The following is a 19,536-nucleotide window of genomic DNA, read 5'->3' as shown; positions in this document are numbered from 1 at the left end:
AAGTCGACGCCAATCATTGTAACTTCGTTCATGGATGTCTCCTCCGATTTGGTGCTTTCAATATCACCACTATGGCACACTTTGATGCCGGTTCCGGGGTGAGGCATCCACACCATCAGTGCCTAAATCGGATCCGTTCACCAATGATTTCAGGGCGGTTGGCGATGCTTAGGGCGGGGTGGGGCTCGGGTTTCTTAGGCAGCCGCCCGTTGCGGGGTCGCCGCTTGCGACGGTGTTCTGGTAGATACCACCAGAGATCATCCATCATGCCTTCGGCCGAGTAAACATAACGGTAGATCGTCTCTTGGCACACCCGAACCGAGGCATTTTCATAGATTAGACTGCCCGCGATTTGCTCCGGCGTCCAACCGTCTTTGATGCGCTCAAAGATCGACTCTCGAAGCTGTGGATGACGCATCAGTTTGCGGTCTTTCTGACGTCGGGACAGGGCCTTCATCGATGCACCAACACCAAAATATCCGACGACTTTTGGCATGTCTGCGTCTTTGAAATGGTTGAGGTGAAGTTTCGAAAAACGGTCGATCTGTTGCGTCCAAGACGTTCTGCTATCACATCCACGCTGATTTTGGCTGCGCGCCACATCTCGATCTTGTGTCTTTCTTCCAGGCCCAATTGTTTGTGCGATCGAATTATGAGTTTTCCTTTTGAGGGCCAACAGGCTGTTATCACTTAAACGTCGCTAGTCAGGGTAGCGTACACCTCAGAATAGTGAAAGCTGAAGTCGCGCCTGATATTGTATTCGGCGCAGGCTTTTAACTGTTAGGAAGGTCGGCTTTTCGCGATTTTGCAGGGGTTAATATGTTTTGAGGCCTGCGTGTAACTCATCCTTAGAATGCGGTTAGAAAGCCCTCCACGCTTTGCAATCCAGTTTTGGACCCAGTCAGGATATTGTTTAGCTAGGTAGCGCGTTCCCCATTGATTGACATCACGTTTTGCTCCGTATGCTGCGTGAAACACAAAAGACGTGTTCTTCGTAATGCACATCTGTTTTGGATCAAGCGATAAATACAATGTGCAAGCTGAGGCGCATTGGCCATTGAAGACAAGCCAGTCTTTCTCTTGCCGTGCGCGCGAAACACGTTTGGCATAGTTAACCAGATCTCCACCATCATCCCTAGAAATCACAATAACTTTTCTCTGAGGTATGAATGACTTATTAGACAGAGCCGCTACTCTTGTCTGTTGGGTGGCTGTGCCGTGGGAGGCTGAGTTAGGTACAATGCTTGCTGAAAGTTCTGCTGGGGAATTGGTGCTGCGTGTTACGTCGTCAGATGTCGCGTAGGCAGCGTGCGCAAACCCGAGGCATACGGCCAAGAATGGTGTCAATTTTTTCATCTGTTACTCCAACTTGCGTATGCTCGCTCGCCGTTTTTGCGGGTACTATCTGAGCTTCTTCAATAGAGTTGGCAGGGGATTAAGGCGGAAATAAGAAAAATAAGGTGCAATAATAAGCCAATACCAATTTACCGATTAGACGCTGGATTTGCTCTTGAGGGATTGTCTTCTAATCACGTGGAAAGCTTGGACTCCGCATAGAATAGTTTTGAGAAACACGCGGCCCTCCCTGGTGCCGCTCTCATATTTGGGTGATGAAAGCGCAGAATTTCCTTCAAAAACCGTTGCTTCCAAGTGACTAGGAATTCCGGCACGACACCTATAAGGCTTGCCAGAGCAATAAAACTCCCCTTAGGGTGGCCGAATTGACGCAAATTAGGGCAGAATTTTAAATGGTCTCAGCGAGTAAGAAGAACCTCTATGATATAGTATTTTTGGCGGATTTCACTCGTGGTGGGGATGCAGGCTTGCGCGTCGCGCAAGAAATCAGGGCGTGCACCAGAATTGGCTGTCGGGTTGGACTTGTTCACCTGCAGGTCAATTCCAACAATTCTATCGTTTCACCTGATGTACAGGTCTGTGTTAAGGAGAACCTTGCAGAGGTAGTTTTGCCGGAAACGCCCGTTCACGCGAAGTTAGCGATTGTCCATTCTCCTTCAAGCGTCACACCTTCGGTTCAAAAAATCGACTATCTAAGTGCGGATAAGGTTGTGTTGGTTGTTGATCGCAAGCCGGATCCGGCTCAACTTGGTCAGTGGCTAAGTTTTCATTTCGGGCCTGTATCTTGGGCGCCAACAAATCGCTGGGTGCGCGCGGGTTTGGTTGCTCTCAATGCCGCAATCCCACTGGAAGAGGAAGACTGGCGCCCGACTGGAATGCCACTTAGCCCCGTCACCCGCGCCCTAAAATTTAGCCAGAAACCGGTTTTCGGGCGAGTCAGTGTTTCGGGGGCCGCACAGTGGCCCACAACAAAGAAAGAGTTAATTCAGACTTACCCAATAGGAAACGGAAACGACTTCCGGATAATGGGCCCGCCACTAGCCAAGTTGCTAAAAGAGCTAGGTTCGCCAGCGGGTCTCAAAGTCTATTCACAGCGGGACATAACGGTTGAACGCTTTCTTGAGATGCTTGATGTATTCATGTACTTTCCGAGCAAACCCACTCCCACACTTCCTGAGGCCGCCATTGCAACAGCTATGGCATCTGGAAAGCTTGTCATTTTGCCACCTCACCTCGAGGGTCATTTCGGTCAAGGGGCTATCTATTCAGAACATTCAATGGCAAAGGAAACCATTTTTAGTATACTGAACGACGACGATGCTGTTGATGTCGCAAAGAAAAATGCGAAGCATCATGCTAAGTTCCAGTTTACAGAGCAAAACTATTCCCAAAAAATTTCATCCCTTCTCGAAGACCACAAGCCGCGGACTAAGCGAAAACGCAAGGAAAGCACCAGCAAGAGAGTACTTTTTGTCCCTTCAAACGGAGTCGGGCTTGGCCATGTAACACGGCAACTTGCGATCGCACGACAATTGAAAAATTCTTTGGAACCAGTTTTCGCTACATTTGCACAGGCGGCACCGATTATTGAGGGGTTCGGCTATCCAACTGAATATATACCGTCCCAAAGCGACACTGGGACTGAACACGGCCAGTGGGACAGTTGGATGCGATATGAACTTGGGAGTGTGATCGATCGTTACGACCCAAACGTTGTCGTGTTCGACGGTAACAACCCAAGCTCAGGGCTGATAAATGCAGTGCTTTCTAGGCGGCGTCGGGGATTAGTTTGGGTGAGGAGAGGCATGATTGGGTCGACGCCATCTCGTTATCTTGGCAATTCCCGCTATATGGACCTAATCATCGAACCTGGGGAAATTGCGGGCGAGCTAGATGTGGGTTCAACCGTTGATCGCAAGCATGAAGCACTGCAAGTCGACCCAATAACACTTCTTGATCGAGATGAGATATTGCCACGCGAAGCTGCGCGAAAGGCGCTTGGTTTGTCGCCTGAAGGCAAAACCGTAATCATCCAGCTAGGCGGAAACGCCACTCGAGATGTGGTCTCGCTTACCGGTGAAATTATTGATCTGCTGAAAGGCTTCCCGACCCTACAAATAGTATTGGTCGAGTGGGAGAATAGTTCAGTGGAGTTTCCAAATTGGCCTTCCGTCAAAATATTACGCGGTTTCCCGATTAGCCGTTACTTCAACGCATTTGATTTCTCGATCTCTGCCGCTGGATATAATTCTTTCCATGAAGTAATGGCTTTTGGTTTGCCGAGCGTATTTATCGCAAATCGCCACCCTTCGATGGACAACCAAGCTGCGCGCGCAGAATTTGCGCAACAACATAGCGCGGGCTTCGATCTATCCCAAGAGGAGTTATTCCACTTGCCAACAATTTGCGAAATTTTGATGACAGATCAAGCCACAGCATTGTTCCGAGACGAAGCGAAAAAATTGTATTTGAGTAATGGTGCTAAAACTGCGGCAGCAGCAATAACAGAATTGGCGGAGCGGATATGAACAAACCCACGCAGAAACCGCTCGAGAATGCTGCGCCACGCGGCGGCCTCAACATCAACGTGGAAAGTCAGACTCGATCCGCAACAGCTGGAGCGGGGTATGCGGACCGCTCAGTATTAACCGTCGTCTGCGTCGCGCCGGGCCCCGTTTTCAATTGGCCTTCCGACGAAAGTGTAGGGTCCGCCGCACCGCAGAATGTATGGCCTTCTGAGACCCCTCCAGCGAAGAATCTACTCCCCATGCGGCATTCGCAGGAAGATGTTAAGAATAAGGGTGCGTCGCCGATAATTGGTTTTCTTTTATTTGGCCTGCGTGAAGATCAACTTTTAATTGCCCTCCAAAAAATTAGCCGCCTTCATTACACTTCTGGCAGTTTCATTCCGCTGATACTGACCGATTTTCAAGACCATTCAATCTTGCGCAAAGCTGGTGCAATAATTGAGTATTTCCCAACAGATGCTTACGCGAAGCCGGACCAGCGAGGGATTTTCAATAGTCGGTTTAGGGCATCTCGTAAAAAGTGGAAAGTCAGCCATTTCATAGATTTGGGTCAGCCCGGACTTTTACGTTTACGGTTGGATGATTACGATCAACTTTTTCAGACCACTTTGCGGACAACGCCACGATTTGATCATCGGAAGGACGGCGGAGCATCACTCGCGCCAGTCGTGCCAGATAATGCCGCTTTGAAGGCCGAATATTTGACGAAAGGGTTGGACCAAGTTGCGGACACTTTTGTGCTGTATCGAGTTTTGGGAAATGATCTCCCACCGCGGCACCAAGACGGGCAAACCCTTCGCAACGTCCGGTTTGTTCTAGAAAATGAACCAAAACTTGCGCGCTGTGAAAAGCGTTGGATCGTAAACCGAATAGTTGACCCCGAGCAAGAGCGGGCAACCATTGCCTTGCTAGAGGAGTTTGATCAATCCTATCTAAGAATACCGTTCGATTTTCAGGAGTACCAAGCTCTTGAATGGGACCTTGGGGGCTTTCCGCAGAAAGCGTTTTTCCTCAGCAAAGAGTATGACGGTATGTCCGAAGTAGCTCAGCAACGCGCGCAAGTTCATTCAAGACGTCACAAAAACAAATACTTGATGCACAATAACGGTGCTCGCAATGCGGCGCTCCGCGATGGTCGTGAGCGCGCCAAATGGGTGCTACCTTGGGATGGAAATTGTTTCTTAACAAAATCAGCGTGGTCTCAAATTACCAAGGAGGTAATGCGCGAACCCTATTTAAAATATTTTGTCGTCCCTATGGCTCGCATCGTAGATAATAACGATCTTCTGAACCCTCGATACAGTCCGGATGCTGTAGAAGAGCCACAAATGGTCTTTCGCAACGATGCTCCCGAAGAATTTAATGAGGAGTGCTCATACGGTCGTCGCCCTAAAGTGGAGTTGTTTTGGCGGCTTGGCATTAGGGGTATATGGGATAATTGGGGGGATGATCTCTGGGACTTGCCTCGGCCTGTCCGTGCCACTCAAGTGCGCGAATTTGGCAAAGCGGGTTGGGTAGCAAGGATGCAATCTGGGCGCAATGATCTTGAGGCAGACTTGCCGAGTTCAATAGTTGCACGAGGCCAAGCGAGAGTCGAAGCAATCAGTTTGATCATTGACCAAGTGGATCACGAAGTTCTTCGGCGGAATGTCGATCCGATGGCCTTAACTGCATATAATTGTGACCTTATTGAGTCGCTTGAAGTTGCTCCTGAGGATACTGAAAAAGGCCACCTCTATACGCGGCTATTGCAAGAGGCAGACCTCGCATTGCAACGCGGTCCATATTCAGTAACGCAAAAAACGACTTTGCCCCCAAGTGGCGACATGCATGACTATTATCATCCATCACCGTATTGGTGGGACGCGTCGGACTCGGATACCGGACTTGCAACGTATCGCGACGGCCTGCGCGCACCTGGGACGCGGCTTTATGAACCCGAAAGTGATCGCTATGACCGAACACGGCTTCAAAAGCTATTTGATGATACAACACTCTTGGCGCTCGCTGGAGCCGCGTGTAATCAGCCAGACTACAGCCGGCATGCTGCAAAGCTCGTTAGGCATTGGTTTATCAACACTGAAACACGGATGAATCCCAATCTAAATTTTGCGCAAGTTAAGCCAATAAAAGGCAAACGCGAGGGGGTTTCCTCTGGATTGATCGAAATGAAAGATTTGTATTTCTTTCTGGATGCTGTCCGATTGCTGCGGCGGTCAGGCGAGTTTACCGAAGAAGATCACCAACTGTTCTCAGCTTGGCTACGCGAATATATGACTTGGCTTCAAGAAAGTCTGCAGGGGATCGGCGAGGTCCGAACAAGAAACAACCATGGTACATATTTTGACCTCCAAATTGGTTCGATTGCGGCCTACCTTGGTGATGTAGAAGTCCTTTCGACAGTCTTTCGGAGAAGTCGTGAACGGATTTCCGGTCAGTTTGACATTCAAGGAGCGCAGGAGCACGAGCTTACCCGAACACAAACGCAGCATTACTGTGCATTCAACCTACAGGCTTGGGTCCACCTTGCCACTTTGGCCGATAGTTGTGGTGATAGATTGTGGGATTACGTTGATTCCGACGGGCGAGGGTTAGCTATTGCTTTTACTTGGATATTGTCCAAACAGTCCGAAGGAAAGTGGCCATATAAGCAGATAACTCCGTTTGATAGGGATCGTTTTTTACCGCTAATCTTTGCAGCACGTGCACAATATGTGCGAGATGGTGCGGTGGAAAGGGCTTTAGGCTATGTCCGTAAACCGATATTTTCGCCACATGACGGCATTATGCCGTTTTGGATGCTATCGCGAATGGTTGATGCATCTGGCGGGCAAGCCAATGATGAACTGTTAAAACGGATTTCACAGTCCGAAAATACTTTCCGAGGACTTAATTCCAAAAATATAGCGAATGTGGACGAGATCAAAGTGATTGAGGCTCGTCTTTGGGGAGGATATTCGAGCTACGCACAAGAGCCTCTTAAAAAAATATGCCAAACAGAAATAGTACCCAAAAGTAGGCGTGCAGACGCGGCTTGGGCTTTAGCTCGCTGGCAAAGTTTTTGCGGTGACAATGTCGACTCGTTGAAAAATGTGAAACTGGCTCAGGCTCTAACTCCCTCGCCCCGACGCCGCTATGTATTGGCGGAAGTTAACTTATTGACGAAGTTGAACCGATCAGAGGAGGGGCGGCAATTCGCGATTGATATGTTGCAACATTTTCCTGACGATCCAAATTTGTTCCTCCAGATAGCAAACACCTATGTTGCCGACCCAAACTCCGGCACCATGACAAACGAAAGGAATATTCTGTCTTGGTTCAATAGACTGTATCTCCTGAAAGGTTTGACCGGCATACAAAAGCGGACCCAAAATGCACCGCTGGACATGTTTAATATCATTGGTGAAAACGATCCAACATCCTTAAATACTAACACCATCGATGAAAAAGTTTCCGTTATTTTGCCCGTACAAAATGGCGCGGAGACACTGGAGAACGCGCTCCGTAGTCTACAGGAGCAAACTTGGGCAAACCTTCAAATTATTGTCGTCGATAGCGCAAGCAATGATGAGACACGCAGCATTGTGAAGGAACTGGCGAAAACCGACCCGCGCATTGAGTTGCTGGAATTGTCAGCAAACCTTGGAGAGTATGTTGCGCGGAATGCCGCTCTAGAAATCGCTGTTGGGGACTATGTGAGCGTGCATAATGCCAACGAGTGGGCGCATCCTCAAAAAATTGAGTACCAGCTTAATTATTTACGGAAATCCAAAGGGGCAATTGGTGTCATGTCTCGTTGGGTTTGCCTTCGCGCCGATCTATTTGTTGTGGGAAATTGGCGTCTAGAAGAGAATTTTTTCAGCATGAATCAATCCTCCTTCCTAATTCCACGGTCTGTGTTTGCCGAAATTGGACCATGGGATAATGTGCGTGTGGGGGCCGAAAACGAGTTCATTTGGCGCTTCAGAATGCGTTATGGAAATGACGCCATCGCGAGAACCGATCAAGATTTACCAGTGTCCGTTGGACTCGCGGCACCAGATTCTCTGGACCGCGACAGTGTTACTCATGCTCGGACAGACTTTCACGGATTGCATAAAGATTACCGCCGAAGCTATAGGCGCTGGCAAAAAAGCATTCCGCCAGACGAGCTAGCCCTTCCAAAAACGGACGCTCCTTCTCGAGCTTTCGCTGCTCCGTCGCCTATTCTACCAATTATCAATAGTAACCGTCGATATTCGCGAGTTTTCATCGCCGATTTCTCGAAACGCGCTCACAAAATTGACATGGTTGCCGACGTCGTCGCAAAAGCTGCCTCTCAATCACGCAAGATTGGAATTTTTCATTGGCCAGACTTTGAGACAAAATCCGACAATAACTTTCACGATAGAATAGAAGAACTTCTCGGTTCTTTTGCTATTGAACAAGTTAGTGCACAGCAAAAAACAACGACCAACGGTCTTGTACTTTGCGATCCACTGTTGGCATCTTATGTGATTGAGGGAATCCCAAAGTTTGGTGCAAAAAAACTAGAAGTTCTTTGCGAACATGCAGGGGCGGAGAATGTTGTATTTGATGGTCGACAACGGCGTATGCCAACCAGTAAAGAGCTTTTCAAGATTTTTGGAATCGAATGCGAATGGGTGCACTTTGACGGCAATTAGATTTCCCAGCGTGGTAATACAGCCCTTGGCAAGAGTTGTGGATCAATGAAAATCTCCCCAGAGGAAGCCAAAACTATTTTGTTGCGAGCCGGAGTAGATATTCGTTCAATCGAAGTTCCCGCTTCCGGAAGCACAAGATCAGTGTTTTCCTGCGACGTCGGCGGGCGGAATGTCTATGTCACGTTGTTGCGTCCACAAGACAGTGAGATCTTATATTTTCTCCACAGGAATATAGGACTACAATCCTTAGTTCCTCTGGCTGAAATTGTGACAGGCGGTCATGATGAGCAATCCAAATACTCATACTTGATTCAAAAATCTGTTGCTGGGCAAAACTTACAAGCAGCTGGGAATATGGAGATTTCCATGCTAGACGTGGGTAGGCAGTTAAGAAAAATTCATTCACTAGAGTTGCCTGGATTCGGAAAAATTAAACGCGATAAAACAGGCAAGTTTCGAGGAAGTGAAGACAGTTGGGCTGATTTCCTCCGGTGGGTGGCTTCGGCCGAAAAAATTGGCTATCTATTTGAGAACGGTGTTTTGAACGACGAGCAACGGCAACAAATAGTAAATACTGTCGATGAACTTTCTGATACCTCTCCCAAATGTGGGGTACTTTTACATCGAGATTATAATAGAGGTAATATTTGTTCCGTTCAGGGCAAAGTTACTGGGATTATAGATTGGGAAAAAGCGGCGGTTGGGGTTGCGGAATACGATCTTGCACTTTCAAAAATTTCTTTCCAGCCATACTTTCCAAAACTACTGACTGGCTATGGTTCGGACGTCAATCTTGGATGGGTTGACAAATATGGATTGATATTTGCGACGCATCTAGTGTTTGAGGCCCTGACAAAACGTCCTGAGAAACTACCGCGGGCAAAAAATGCTCTCGAAAAAGGCCTTATCCGTGTGCTGTAGAGCATAGCGAGTGGTGTCAGAGGAAATTGATTTGAGTGGTTCAGGGCAATGAATTGGCGTATGATTACGACAAAACGCTCTCCCTTCGGCTACTTCAAGACCAGAGATCATTCGCTTGGCAGTGATGTTATACGTCAGATTTCCGCTTTCACTTCGGAATGTCGAGGATCTACTCTATGAGCATGGCATCGATGTCAGCCCCGAAACGGTTCGTTTTTGGTGGAATAGATTTGGCGCAACGTTCGCGTCGGAAATTCGTCGAAAACGGGTTCAACAGCTGCGTTCTTATTTGAATTAGCAATGGCATCTGGACGAAGTATTCGTCAAAATTAATGGCGAGCGATACTATCCTATGGCGCGCTGTAGATCACGAAGGCGAGGTGCTGGAAAGCTTTGTAACGAAACGCCGTGATCGCGCTGCGGCCCTTAAATTTATGAAGAAAGCGATGAAACGGTATGGTCAGCCGGATGTCGTGGTCACCGATAAATTGCGTTCTTATGGCGCAGCGATGAAGGTGATTGGTAACGTGGCGAAACAGGAAAGGGGTCGTTGGGAAAATAATAGCGCTGAAAATTCGCACTTGCCGTTTCGACGACGGGAGCGGGCAATGATCCGCTTCAGGCGCATGCGAACATTGCAGAAATTCGTTGCTGTCCACGCTTCCATTCACAGCCATTTCAATCTTGACCGAAGCCTCTCCCAACGCGATCACTTTAAGGCCACCAGCACCGGCGCTCTCGCCGAGTGGCGCGGCCTTTGTGCGGCATAAAAGGGCAGGGGTACTGGCCTAGCTGAGACGAGTTCGAATTAGTTTGACACCACCGTTAGGAGGTTTGGTTTGCCCTTCAATCGCAGACAACCAGTGCATATCTATCTCGTTCAATATATCTGGATCGAATGAGGTGTAATGTTCCCAATACTGGCCATCCGCTACCAAGTAACCGGCCTTTTGTTCCAAACTCAGAGCCTCATTAGCCGATGCTGAGTCGTAGCTGGGTATAGGTATATCCGCAGCGAATGCGTTGTGGCTTACTCTCGGGAACAGCAGGCGGCTTTCCGGTTCCTCCGATAGATTGATGCATGCACATTGCTGTTTAGCCGCGATCGTCATGAGCCTTGCCGACTTGGCTTCCAGAGATGCCAGCGTAACGTCTTCGCGCAGGGGATCAGGAGTCCCTTGTCCATAGAAATGCGTGTTGCTACCCTTATAGACCATGTCGCAGCCCAGATAGGCAAGAACCCGTGGTTTCAATGCACTCAGAGCCCAATAACCCGCCGTAAACGCCATGGTTGCTCCGGCATATACAACTCCACCAAACTGGTTATTAGCCGGAACATAGATCGACGAATTGATCAGCCTCTGCGTGCGGTTTATCTGGTCGGGTCTTTTTCCGGCGGGGAAGTCGTCCGGATAGATACTGTAATCCCAATCATCACGCACTCTCCACGCATTGTTTAAGCTGACTACCTTGCAAGACTCTTGCTTCGGCCAGGTAGCCGCCCGCATAGCGTCCGGAGCGCTACCGAGAATAAGAACGATCAAATCAGAATTCATGATTATCAATAAGCCCGCTAAGAACTGCGGTCAACTTGTTAAGACATTGACAATGCCCCCTCTAACCTCCTTGTGACCGAATACAATCTCATGGGTAATCTCCCCATTTTTAGTGGGGTTCAGTCGTAGAATTTACGCGGCCGTTTTCAGTTTCATAGCGGGGGTTTCGCTGCTGATGCCCATGTTGGGTCGCTCATTGTTGTAAGATGGGGTGGTTGCCGCGCTCCCCTGACGGCATCGCAATGTGCCAAGATGTGGTTTTGAAAGAGCCACGAAACGGAGAGGACGGCGAAATAAAAGACACAATGATTGGGGTGGATTTGGCAAAGACTGTGTTCCAATTTCACTGTGCGTCAATGACGGGCCACCTGAAAGACAGCAAGAAACTTACGCGACCGCAGTTTCGAAAATTTATGGCAGACCAGTCGCCCTCGATGGTGGTGATGGAGGCTTGCGGCAGCGCTCATTACTGGGCGCGTGAAATGGTTAGGTTTGGCCATGGCGTGAAGCTGATCGCACCGCAATATGTGCGGCCTTTTGTGAAACGTCAGAAGAATGACGCCGCCGATGCCGAAGCGATTGTGATTGCGGCACAGCGCCCCGAGATGCGTTTTGTCGCCCCGAAGTCGCAAGAGCAGCAGGGCAGAGCGGTGCTGTTCCGGGGGCGCGAACGCTTGGTTCATCAGCGCACGGAATTGGTAAATGCCTTGCGCGCAGTGCTTTATCAATTCGGCCACGCTTTCCTGAAGGGAATCGGCAATATCAAGCGGATCGACGCAATTCTGGAGGAACCGAACTGTGATTTACCATCGTTAGTCCGCGACGAATGCAAGGGTCTTGTTAAACAGATAGCAGAACAAACGATCCGGAACGACGCCAAGACGAGGGCCGCGAAGGAAATGGCGGCGACGGCTGACACTGCCCCGTCGTTTTCTAATCATCGGGGCAATGTCACGATTGAACTGGATGGGGTGCAAGACGATCCCCGCGGGATCGTGGCTGGCACGAATGCTGGCAAGGAAGCCGCGTATGCTGGTGGCGATTGCGTTGGCCAACAAGATGGCGCGCGGGATCTGGGCCATGCTGATCAAGGGTGAAAATTATAAGGATCCGACGCAGGCCGTGGCAGCACTATCTACATATGCCGCCACGACCTGAGCCGGTGAAGGGGGTGTGAGAAGGCGACGACCCGAATGGGCGCAATGATCGAACAGATCTGGATTGGGAAAACCAGTTATGGACTTCCAGCCAACAAAGCTCGTTTGTAAGGTTTGGACTTAATCCGCAGATCACCATACCGGCCAGCGGCTCCTGAAGACGCCGCACAATTAGGGCCATGTCAGAAAACCGCACTCGATCACATGTTCAAAAAGGGAAAAACCTTTTGCATCACGGGCGGCAACCACAGAAGTCCCTCGCTATTCAGTTGCTTGATCCTGCGCCATCCTCGATGGCTTCGAAAATGTATTGGATGAGCCATTCACCGCGAATGGTGCGGTTGTATCGGTCGATATAGGCGTTCTGCTGCGGCTTGCCTGGTTGGATGTATTCGAGCCTGACATCTTGTTTCTCAGCCCACGCCATCAACTTGCGCTTACATATTCTGGACCGTTGTCGACACGTATGGCTTGGGGTTTGCCGCGCCACTCAATGATCTGGTTCAGGCTCCGGACGACGCGTTCAGCGGGCAATGAAACGTCCACGTCAATGCACAGGCGTTCACGGTTGAAGTCGTCCAAGACGTTCAGAGTTCGGATCGACCTGCCGTCAGCCAACTGATCGGCCATGAAGTCCATGGACCACGTATCGTTTGGCACGTCAGGCACCGCCAACGGCTCAGGTTTGTCACGATTTAGGCGCTTTTTTGGCTTGATCCGCAGGTTCATCTCCAGTTCACGGTAGATCCGGTAAACGCGTTTGTGCCTTCTCATGCATGTAAACATGCACGGCCACGTAATAGTATCCAGCCGTATCCCTGCACGTTGCGCAGATATAAAAAACACAAGCCAAAGCCCCACGTGTGCTTGTTCCCGGTCAACCGTTCCCGCCAATCTCTTCGTTCTCTTCGTTCTCTTCGTTCTCATCGCTCAAAACGGGGTTGTAGCGGTAGCACGTCTCACTGATTTTAAATGCACGCTACTTGTAGAAGCTCGCGCTGTTCATTCCATGCTAGCGGCACAGTTCAGTGACCGGCATACCACTCTCCGCCTGATTCAAAATGCTCATGATCTTTGCGTCGCTGTATCGTGTTGTCTTCATCAGAAATCTCCTCAGATATCTTGCCGAGAAAATTCGACTTTTGAACACCTCTAATTATTGGGAGGATTACCTGATTACGTTGGTCAGGTCAGGCCTGAGAAAGCAACCATGGTTGATCCGTGGAAAAGCAAGCTAACACGGATCGATCGCATTCCGTTTTTACGTTTCTCGCTCCAGGCCGCTATCAGGTTTTGCAGCCTGAACCTCCGCTTGTGACCCGAAGCCCAAAAGCTGTGCTGTAATTCCCCGCATAATCAGCATCAATAAGTGATCTGACACAAAACTTGGCCCGTATACCTTCTGTTACTTAGGGAGTTACAGGCCATGAACTATATCGTGCTATCCAATCAGCTGCCCGAAGCGGATGATTTACCCGCGCCCACTTATGATGAGGTGAAAAGCGCACTTGAAATTATCAAGCGCAGCAGTGTGTTGAGATTGGATGACGATCTCAGCGGGTCGATACGCAGCTACAGAGCCGATCTAAACAGAAGCTACCCAGAACAATTTGTTCCCGATGCAGCTTACAAGGCAAGTATGCCCGATCTGCAGAACGGGCCATCGAGCCTGATAAAGGGTGCCAAAACTGAAATCCAGCATGTCGGCATTTCAAACTTTCGCCTTCCGCTGAAGTGGCAGACCCGCGCTGGCGGACAGTTGGTGCTGGAGACGTCGGTAACCGGTTCGGTCTCCCTTGAAGCCTCGAAGAAGGGCATCAATATGAGCCGGATTATGCGCTCATTCTACAGTCATTCTGATGAGCCCTTCGACCTTGCACGGATAGACCGGGTTCTGAAAGGTTATCTGGATGATCTCGAGAGTCTCGATGCGCGGCTACAATTGAGCTTCCGTTACCCGTTGCTGAAGCGCTCACTGCGCAGCAATCTTGATGGTTTCCAGTATTATGATGTCGCGGTTGAGGTGATCCGGCATGGGCCGGAAACCACGGGTATCATTCACTTTGATTATGTCTACTCGTCAACATGTCCGTGTTCCTTGGAACTGTCCGAGCATGCGCGCAAAAGTCGTGGCCAGATTGCAACCCCGCACTCGCAGCGTTCGGTTGCACGTATTTCTGCAGTGATTAAGAACGGTCAATCCCTTTGGACTGAAGACCTTGTGGAGCTGTGCGTTGCTGCTATCCCAACAGAGACACAAGTGATGGTAAAGCGCGAAGACGAGCAAGCCTTTGCAGAGCTCAATGCCTCCAATCCAATCTTTGTTGAAGACGCCGTTCGGCTGATTTGCGAGGGTCTGGAGCGAGAGGATCGCGTCGGTGACTTTCGCGTGGTTGCCAGCCATCAGGAGTCGCTGCACAGCCATGATGCCGTGTCAATTCTCACCAGCGGCCCCACATTTCAGCAAGTCAGCTACGATCACCGGATGTTCGCGTCTCTTTATCATATTGGCTAACGTTTCGCGCCTTACAACGCAGATTTGTAATGGCCAGTGAGATGGCCTCCGCCGTCAAGAGCGATCATCTGCCCCGTTATCCCTCTTTGGGCAATCAGGAAGCGAACGGAGGCACACACTTCGGACAACGTAGCTGGCCGTTGCAATGGAAGGCAGGCACAACGGGCGCGGAACTCTTCTTCTGTCTGCCCCACCTGAGGCAGGATGGGACCTGGTCCGATTGCATTGACCCTAATCCGAGGCGCAAACTCTTGGGCTAAGGCCTGGGTCAGGGCCCACAAACCTGTTTTCGAAAGGGTATAGGTCAAATGACGCGGCGTTGGATTTAGAACGCGGGAGTCGATCAAATTAACGATGATCCCACCGGCGCTTTCTGATAGCCGCTTGGCGAAATGCTGGCACAGGATCAATGGTGTTTTGACATGGATATCCATGTGGCGCGTAAAGGATTCTGCGGTTGCCGATGACAGATCGTCCCATTCGAATACGGAGGCATTGTTGATCAATACACCGATCGGTCCGAGCAGATTTTCTGCACGTTCAATGAGGCTATTCACATCTTCTTCAAGCGACAGATCGGCTTGCACGATCTCGGCGCGCCCACCGTCCTCTTCTATGGCATTCTTGACCTGAATGGCAGCGTCCTTCGAACCATTGTAGTGGATGACAACCGGCCAACCTGCGGCCGCTAGGTCCACGGCAATTGACCGCCCCAACCGCTTGGCTGCGCCCGTGACCAAGACAGCGCAAGATTGCGGTGTCGGTTGGCCTAACGCGTCGGGGAAATGAATTTCATCTACTTTGGTGGATTGTGATGTCATCGATTCACTATGTTTCATTGTGTTAATCATTCGATTTTGGGCCGTTCGAGATATAGAAGCTTTATGGTATTACGTGGTGGTGTCCCGAACGGATCACATTTACGAAATGCCTTGCAAGAACAAAGTGGAGACCTGGGTCGGCACGGGAGTTTTGGTCCGCTTCGGGCTGTGGTTTCAAAGGGTCGCCGCAACACATGCTTCAAATTTCTCTTCTGGGGTTTGGTATTGCAAGGGCTTTCTTGGCCGCTCGTTAAGCTGACGTGCGACGGCGCTGAGTTTAGCTTGCCTAAAACCCGATATATCAGTGCCTTTGGGGAAGTACTGTCTGAGAAGGCGGTTGGTGTTTTCCTTGCTGCCCCTTTGCTACGGCGATTGAGGGTCGCAGAAGTAGACGTCGATTTGTGTCGCTACTGTAAAGTTTCGATGCCCAGCCATCTCAGATCCGCGATCCTATGTCAGCGATGTGTAAAGCTCTTTAGGCAGCTTTCGCGCCTGTTTAATAAGGGTAGTTATGACGCTTTGGGTGTCCTTGTTCTCTACTTTTGCCAGCATCACAAAATTCGAATGCCGCTTAACCAACGTGGCGATATAGCTGTTGTTGGATCCCACAATCAGATCGCCCTCAATTAGCTTGCATCACCGAGAGGCCCAATGGCCTGGGACAGCGCGATTTTCACCCTCAGCTGGGCGTTCACTGATCGGAATTGCATTCTTGATTCTGAGCCACCCTGCGATTTTCTGCGGTGACCATTTCCGGCGCAGCTTGCGCGCTATCAACAAGCACAAAGGTCGTTGAATGAGAGCTTACACAACTTGGGCCGAGTTGCGCAGTCCCAAGCGCGCAGGTCTGAGGGGGCGGCGCGATAAGCGTGTCGTCCGCCATTCCTGCGAACCTCGCGGCTGATTGTTGAAGGCTACCGGTTCAGGATTTGCGCGATTGAACGAAATGACCGTTTTGTGACAAGCCCACGGGAAATCTCTTCCCGTTCCATGAGGCTCAAAGCACATCGTTACCGCGTGCGATCAGCGGGTCTGATCCCACCAAATCGCGCCAAATGAGGGAAGATCGAAGACGACACACGATTGAAGTGACGCCCAATCGAACTCATAGACTCTCCGCGCTGCCAGCGATCCCACATCTCGGACTTCTGCTTGTCCGCATAAAACGTTCGCGGGCGATACTTCGTGATAAACACTCCATCTTTCACAAAGATTAAAGTGTTACGTCGACCGGTTGAAACCACGCTGCAAAATCGCCGTTCGTGGTGGGGCGGCCCAAGGCCCGACAATTTGAAGGATCTACGATTGCTGTTCGATGTCTCTTTAAGGAGTGTCTGAGGGAACTGAATTACACCGCTACTCTCACTGTGTGGCACGGTCTTTGAGCTACATAAATAGCAGCCTCACTGGCTTAGTACAGCCGAGCTCGAATTAACCCGATAGCACCATTTTCGGCAATTGGAGCGACGGATTGACGCAATAGAGATCCATGGGAGGCTTGCTTCCGTATTACTTTAAAAGGAGTACGTTCTAATGGGTATCCCAAAGATTAAGACACTTCTAATCGTTGAAGATGACGATGCGCTTCGTGATCGCCTAGCCAAAGCGATGGATCGACGCGGGTTTGTGACGAAAACATGTTCCAGCGTTGCTGAGGGATTGCTCGCTATTTGCCAAGGGATGCCTGATTACTTGATTGCCGACTTAAAACTATTGGACGGTAGCGGTCTTGATGTCGTGGAGTTTTTGAAAGAGCGCAATCCAAAATCAAGCGCCGTCATTCTGACCGGTTTTGGCAACATTCCTACGGCTGTTGCTGCAGCACGCATGGGAGCCGTGGACTACATAACCAAGCCCGCGACTACCTCCGAGATCGTCGATGCACTGATGACGCCTTCGGATCAAAGGCCACCCGCGCCGGTAAACACTCTTTCACCAAATGAGGCTCGCCTTGAGCATATCGAGTGCGTCTTCCATGAGGCGGGCGATAACGTTTCGCAGGCGGCACGTCTTTTGAGCATGCACAGGCGCACTCTGCAACGAATTCTCAAAAGTAACGGAGTATTAAAAAATGCGGCGCAGTGAGACAGACCTGATCGTCTTGAAAGCGGTCCATCATGAGCCAGCTTTGGAATGCCAGACGCAAGGGCCAACAATCTACTTTGATGGGTCTTGTCCGCTCTGCTCGGCCGAGATCGATCACTACGCATCACGTCTTGGTGGTGACCAACTACAATTTGTAGATGTGTCTGAAGAAAATGCGGTCCTGGGGACCGGCCTTGTTTCAAGCGATGCAATGAAACGCTTTCATGTGCGGCTTGTGGACGGCACACTCGTGTCTGGCGCAAGTGCCTTCATAGCTGTTTGGGAAACGCTGCCTGGGTGGCGGTGGGCTGCACGTCTGTCCAAAATCCCAGGTGCAACGCGCGCTTTGGAAGCAATTTATAAACTCTTTCTTCCAGTTCGTCCGGCCTTTTCAAAACTGGCGCAAAGCTTTGGAGCGCGTGCTGCAAACCCCAGGGCGAGCCGTAAATGAGCAAGTCTAGGAATATTCGTTAAAGCGATTGACTGGACTGGTTCCACGATATGGCTGCCCAAAAAGATTGCGCCATACCCTTTCGATCTCTTTGAATTGTCATAGCAATACCGCGCCAAGTTCGCGCCACTCTGTGAAATCACTGGTGCGGTTGAATTTGAGATTGCTGCGTAAGTTAAAGTAACGCTCTTGATCGAAGTAATTGTGAACTGAAAAGTGGACGGTGTCGAACTTTGACAGACGCCGCATCTCTCAAAAGCGGCGCGTCACACGTTCGCAACCGAGTCTCATCTGATAGTGTCGCCGCAAAGACGTTCAGCTTTGATCTTTGACAAGGCTCTTTTGTCCAACGGTTAGGAGGTCACTTTGGTGAGGCGGATGGCAAATGTTTTTTTAAAAGTGATCTGATTGAAGCGAGGAGACGTAATATCTATATCCAGCAACAAGCTGGCGACCTTTTTTCTGGAGACTAAAATGTTCCGTCGTACTTTTTTCGCAATCACTTCCGCTGCAGCTCTCACATCAGCAACTTTTGCCTATGCTGGCGGTCATTCGAAAGATATCGTTGACACCGCTGTTGCTGCCGGGTCATTTAATACACTGGTCGCAGCAGTACAGGCCGCAGGACTCGTTGATACATTGAAAGGCGAAGGGCCATTTACTGTATTTGCGCCAACAGACGAAGCCTTCGCTGCATTGCCGGAGGGAACTGTAGAATCTCTATTGTTGCCAGAGAACAAAGACCAACTCGTTGCGATCCTTACATATCACGTTGTGGCAGGTAAGGTAATGAGCGGCGATCTAAGCAACAACATGATGGCGACCACAGTTCAGGGTGGTGAAATAACTATCATGACTGAGGGTGGCGTTAAAGTGAACGGAGCCAATGTAGTTTCAGCAGACATTGAAGCTTCAAATGGAGTGATCCACGTAATTGACGCAGTTATTATTCCCAAATAACGCGCGATTAGCGGCGGCTCTCTCATGCCCGAGGAGAGCCGCCCATTTTAATTCTATAAGTCGCTCTGGGAATCCAATAGTTCACTCGTTTGTGAAGCGCAAACTAAGTTGGTACACCAAGATAGCAGGCAAAAAACGCGTCATAGTGTCGATATGATCGAACGAGCCCGCCTCGTAGTTATGTACAAGCGGGAGAACAATGCGGCCTCACAACGTTTAGATTTTGTGATTGGCGGGCATCAGAGGGTGGTGTCAGAGGAAATCCGGTTTTTAAAAGTAGGATCGTTTCGTAGCGTTTGCGGATGACAAAACCTTCGCCATTTCGCTACTTCAAAACGAGTCCTGAAATCATCCGTCTAGCAGTGATGCTCTACGTTCGGTTCCCATTGTCGCTTGGGAATGTAGAGGATTTACTCCACGAACGAGGGATCGACGTCAGCCATGAGACGGTCCGATTTTGGTGGAACCGGTTTGGCCCATTGTTTGCTTCAGAAATTCGTCGGAAACGGGTTCAGCAACTGC

At 49.9% G+C, this 19,536-nt stretch carries 12 protein-coding genes and 5 pseudogenes; 10 read left to right on the top strand and 7 right to left on the bottom strand.

Annotated features, from left to right (window positions below; all coding sequences use genetic code 11):
- Nucleotides 1-115 precede the first annotated feature (115 nt).
- The 3 genes from AB9F27_RS21155 to AB9F27_RS21145 all read right to left on the bottom strand — a co-directional run bounded on the left by AB9F27_RS21155 (nt 116) and on the right by AB9F27_RS21145 (nt 1,356).
- Entirely contained in the window at nt 116-496 is a 381-nt protein-coding gene (locus tag AB9F27_RS21155) for a transposase (RefSeq protein WP_369758145.1), read from the bottom strand.
- The gene (locus AB9F27_RS21150) at nt 454-690 is read right to left on the bottom strand and encodes a helix-turn-helix domain-containing protein (protein WP_369758144.1); all 237 of its coding nucleotides are present in this window, start codon (nt 688-690) and stop codon (nt 454-456) included. The genes AB9F27_RS21155 and AB9F27_RS21150 overlap by 43 nt, the downstream gene beginning before the upstream one ends.
- 90 nt (nt 691-780) lie before the next feature.
- Nucleotides 781-1,356: a hypothetical protein gene (locus AB9F27_RS21145; RefSeq protein WP_369758143.1), complete on the bottom strand. Its 576-nt coding sequence runs from the start codon at nt 1,354-1,356 to the stop codon at nt 781-783.
- Between the two features lie 467 nt (nt 1,357-1,823).
- Between AB9F27_RS21145 and AB9F27_RS21140 the strand changes: the two genes are divergently transcribed.
- From AB9F27_RS21140 to AB9F27_RS21125, 4 genes and pseudogenes are all read left to right on the top strand, one after another.
- Nucleotides 1,824-3,884, top strand: a complete 2,061-nt coding sequence (locus tag AB9F27_RS21140; protein WP_369758142.1) for a glycosyltransferase — start codon at nt 1,824-1,826, stop codon at nt 3,882-3,884.
- Nucleotides 3,885-5,491: 1,607 nt separating this feature from the next.
- Nucleotides 5,492-8,548, top strand: coding sequence for an alginate lyase family protein (locus tag AB9F27_RS21135; RefSeq protein WP_369758141.1), 3,057 nt, complete (start codon nt 5,492-5,494; stop codon nt 8,546-8,548).
- A 45-nt stretch (nt 8,549-8,593) separates the two neighbouring features.
- Complete coding sequence (locus AB9F27_RS21130; RefSeq protein WP_369755877.1) at nt 8,594-9,469, top strand: aminoglycoside phosphotransferase family protein; 876 nt, start codon at nt 8,594-8,596, stop codon at nt 9,467-9,469.
- 60 nt (nt 9,470-9,529) lie between these two features.
- Nucleotides 9,530-10,239: pseudogene (locus tag AB9F27_RS21125) on the top strand (IS6 family transposase).
- 18 nt (nt 10,240-10,257) lie between these two features.
- Here AB9F27_RS21125 and AB9F27_RS21120 read toward each other — a convergent pair.
- Nucleotides 10,258-10,911, bottom strand: coding sequence for a hypothetical protein (locus tag AB9F27_RS21120; RefSeq protein WP_369755876.1), 654 nt, complete (start codon nt 10,909-10,911; stop codon nt 10,258-10,260).
- Between the two features lie 419 nt (nt 10,912-11,330).
- On the opposite strand from AB9F27_RS21120, the pseudogene AB9F27_RS21115 reads away from it, so the two are divergent.
- A pseudogene (locus AB9F27_RS21115) lies at nt 11,331-12,183 on the top strand (IS110 family transposase).
- 285 nt (nt 12,184-12,468) lie between these two features.
- Here the strand turns inward: AB9F27_RS21115 and AB9F27_RS21110 are convergent.
- Nucleotides 12,469-13,284, bottom strand: a pseudogene (locus AB9F27_RS21110) (DDE-type integrase/transposase/recombinase); the annotation flags it as partial.
- A 324-nt stretch (nt 13,285-13,608) separates the two neighbouring features.
- Here AB9F27_RS21110 and folE2 point away from each other — a divergent pair.
- Nucleotides 13,609-14,697 carry a GTP cyclohydrolase FolE2 gene (gene folE2, locus AB9F27_RS21105; protein ID WP_369758140.1) on the top strand — a complete coding sequence of 363 codons (1,089 nt, stop codon included), beginning with the start codon at nt 13,609-13,611 and terminating at the stop codon, nt 14,695-14,697.
- A gap of 11 nt (nt 14,698-14,708) precedes the next feature.
- Here the strand turns inward: folE2 and AB9F27_RS21100 are convergent, their stop codons facing one another.
- Both AB9F27_RS21100 and AB9F27_RS21095 read right to left on the bottom strand, forming a co-directional pair.
- The gene (locus tag AB9F27_RS21100) at nt 14,709-15,536 is read right to left on the bottom strand and encodes an SDR family oxidoreductase (RefSeq protein WP_369758139.1); all 828 of its coding nucleotides are present in this window, start codon (nt 15,534-15,536) and stop codon (nt 14,709-14,711) included.
- Nucleotides 15,537-15,692: 156 nt separating this feature from the next.
- Nucleotides 15,693-16,657, bottom strand: a pseudogene (locus AB9F27_RS21095) (IS30 family transposase).
- A 394-nt stretch (nt 16,658-17,051) separates the two neighbouring features.
- Between AB9F27_RS21095 and AB9F27_RS21090 the strand changes: the two are divergent.
- The 4 genes and pseudogenes from AB9F27_RS21090 to AB9F27_RS21075 form a co-directional block, all read left to right on the top strand.
- Nucleotides 17,052-17,603, top strand: a complete 552-nt coding sequence (locus AB9F27_RS21090; protein ID WP_369757138.1) for a response regulator transcription factor — start codon at nt 17,052-17,054, stop codon at nt 17,601-17,603.
- Nucleotides 17,590-18,054 carry a thiol-disulfide oxidoreductase DCC family protein gene (locus AB9F27_RS21085; RefSeq protein ID WP_369758138.1) on the top strand — a complete coding sequence of 155 codons (465 nt, stop codon included), beginning with the start codon at nt 17,590-17,592 and terminating at the stop codon, nt 18,052-18,054. Before AB9F27_RS21090 ends, AB9F27_RS21085 begins: the two co-directional genes overlap by 14 nt.
- 474 nt (nt 18,055-18,528) lie before the next feature.
- Entirely contained in the window at nt 18,529-19,014 is a 486-nt protein-coding gene (locus AB9F27_RS21080; RefSeq protein ID WP_369757162.1) for a fasciclin domain-containing protein, read from the top strand.
- 302 nt (nt 19,015-19,316) lie between these two features.
- Nucleotides 19,317-19,536 (top strand): annotated as a pseudogene (locus tag AB9F27_RS21075) (IS6 family transposase); the annotation flags it as partial.

The sequence above is a fragment of the Falsihalocynthiibacter sp. CO-5D18 genome (genome assembly GCF_041205445.1).
In the GTDB taxonomy this organism is placed as follows: domain Bacteria; phylum Pseudomonadota; class Alphaproteobacteria; order Rhodobacterales; family Rhodobacteraceae; genus Falsihalocynthiibacter; species Falsihalocynthiibacter arcticus.
This window is presented reverse-complemented; position numbering and strand designations above follow the sequence as displayed.

Bases quoted from the DNA above. Each gene is read 5' to 3' on its own strand.
- AB9F27_RS21090 (WP_369757138.1), top strand. From the start codon at position 17,052: ATGGGTATCCCAAAGATTAAGACACTTCTAATCGTTGAAGATGACGAT.
- folE2 (WP_369758140.1), top strand. From the start codon at position 13,609: ATGAACTATATCGTGCTATCCAATCAGCTGCCCGAAGCGGATGATTTA.
- AB9F27_RS21145 (WP_369758143.1), bottom strand. From the start codon at position 1,356: ATGAAAAAATTGACACCATTCTTGGCCGTATGCCTCGGGTTTGCGCAC.
- AB9F27_RS21085 (WP_369758138.1), top strand. From the start codon at position 17,590: ATGCGGCGCAGTGAGACAGACCTGATCGTCTTGAAAGCGGTCCATCAT.
- AB9F27_RS21155 (WP_369758145.1), bottom strand. From the start codon at position 496: ATGCCAAAAGTCGTCGGATATTTTGGTGTTGGTGCATCGATGAAGGCC.
- AB9F27_RS21130 (WP_369755877.1), top strand. From the start codon at position 8,594: ATGAAAATCTCCCCAGAGGAAGCCAAAACTATTTTGTTGCGAGCCGGA.
- AB9F27_RS21100 (WP_369758139.1), bottom strand. From the start codon at position 15,536: ATGAAACATAGTGAATCGATGACATCACAATCCACCAAAGTAGATGAA.
- AB9F27_RS21080 (WP_369757162.1), top strand. From the start codon at position 18,529: ATGTTCCGTCGTACTTTTTTCGCAATCACTTCCGCTGCAGCTCTCACA.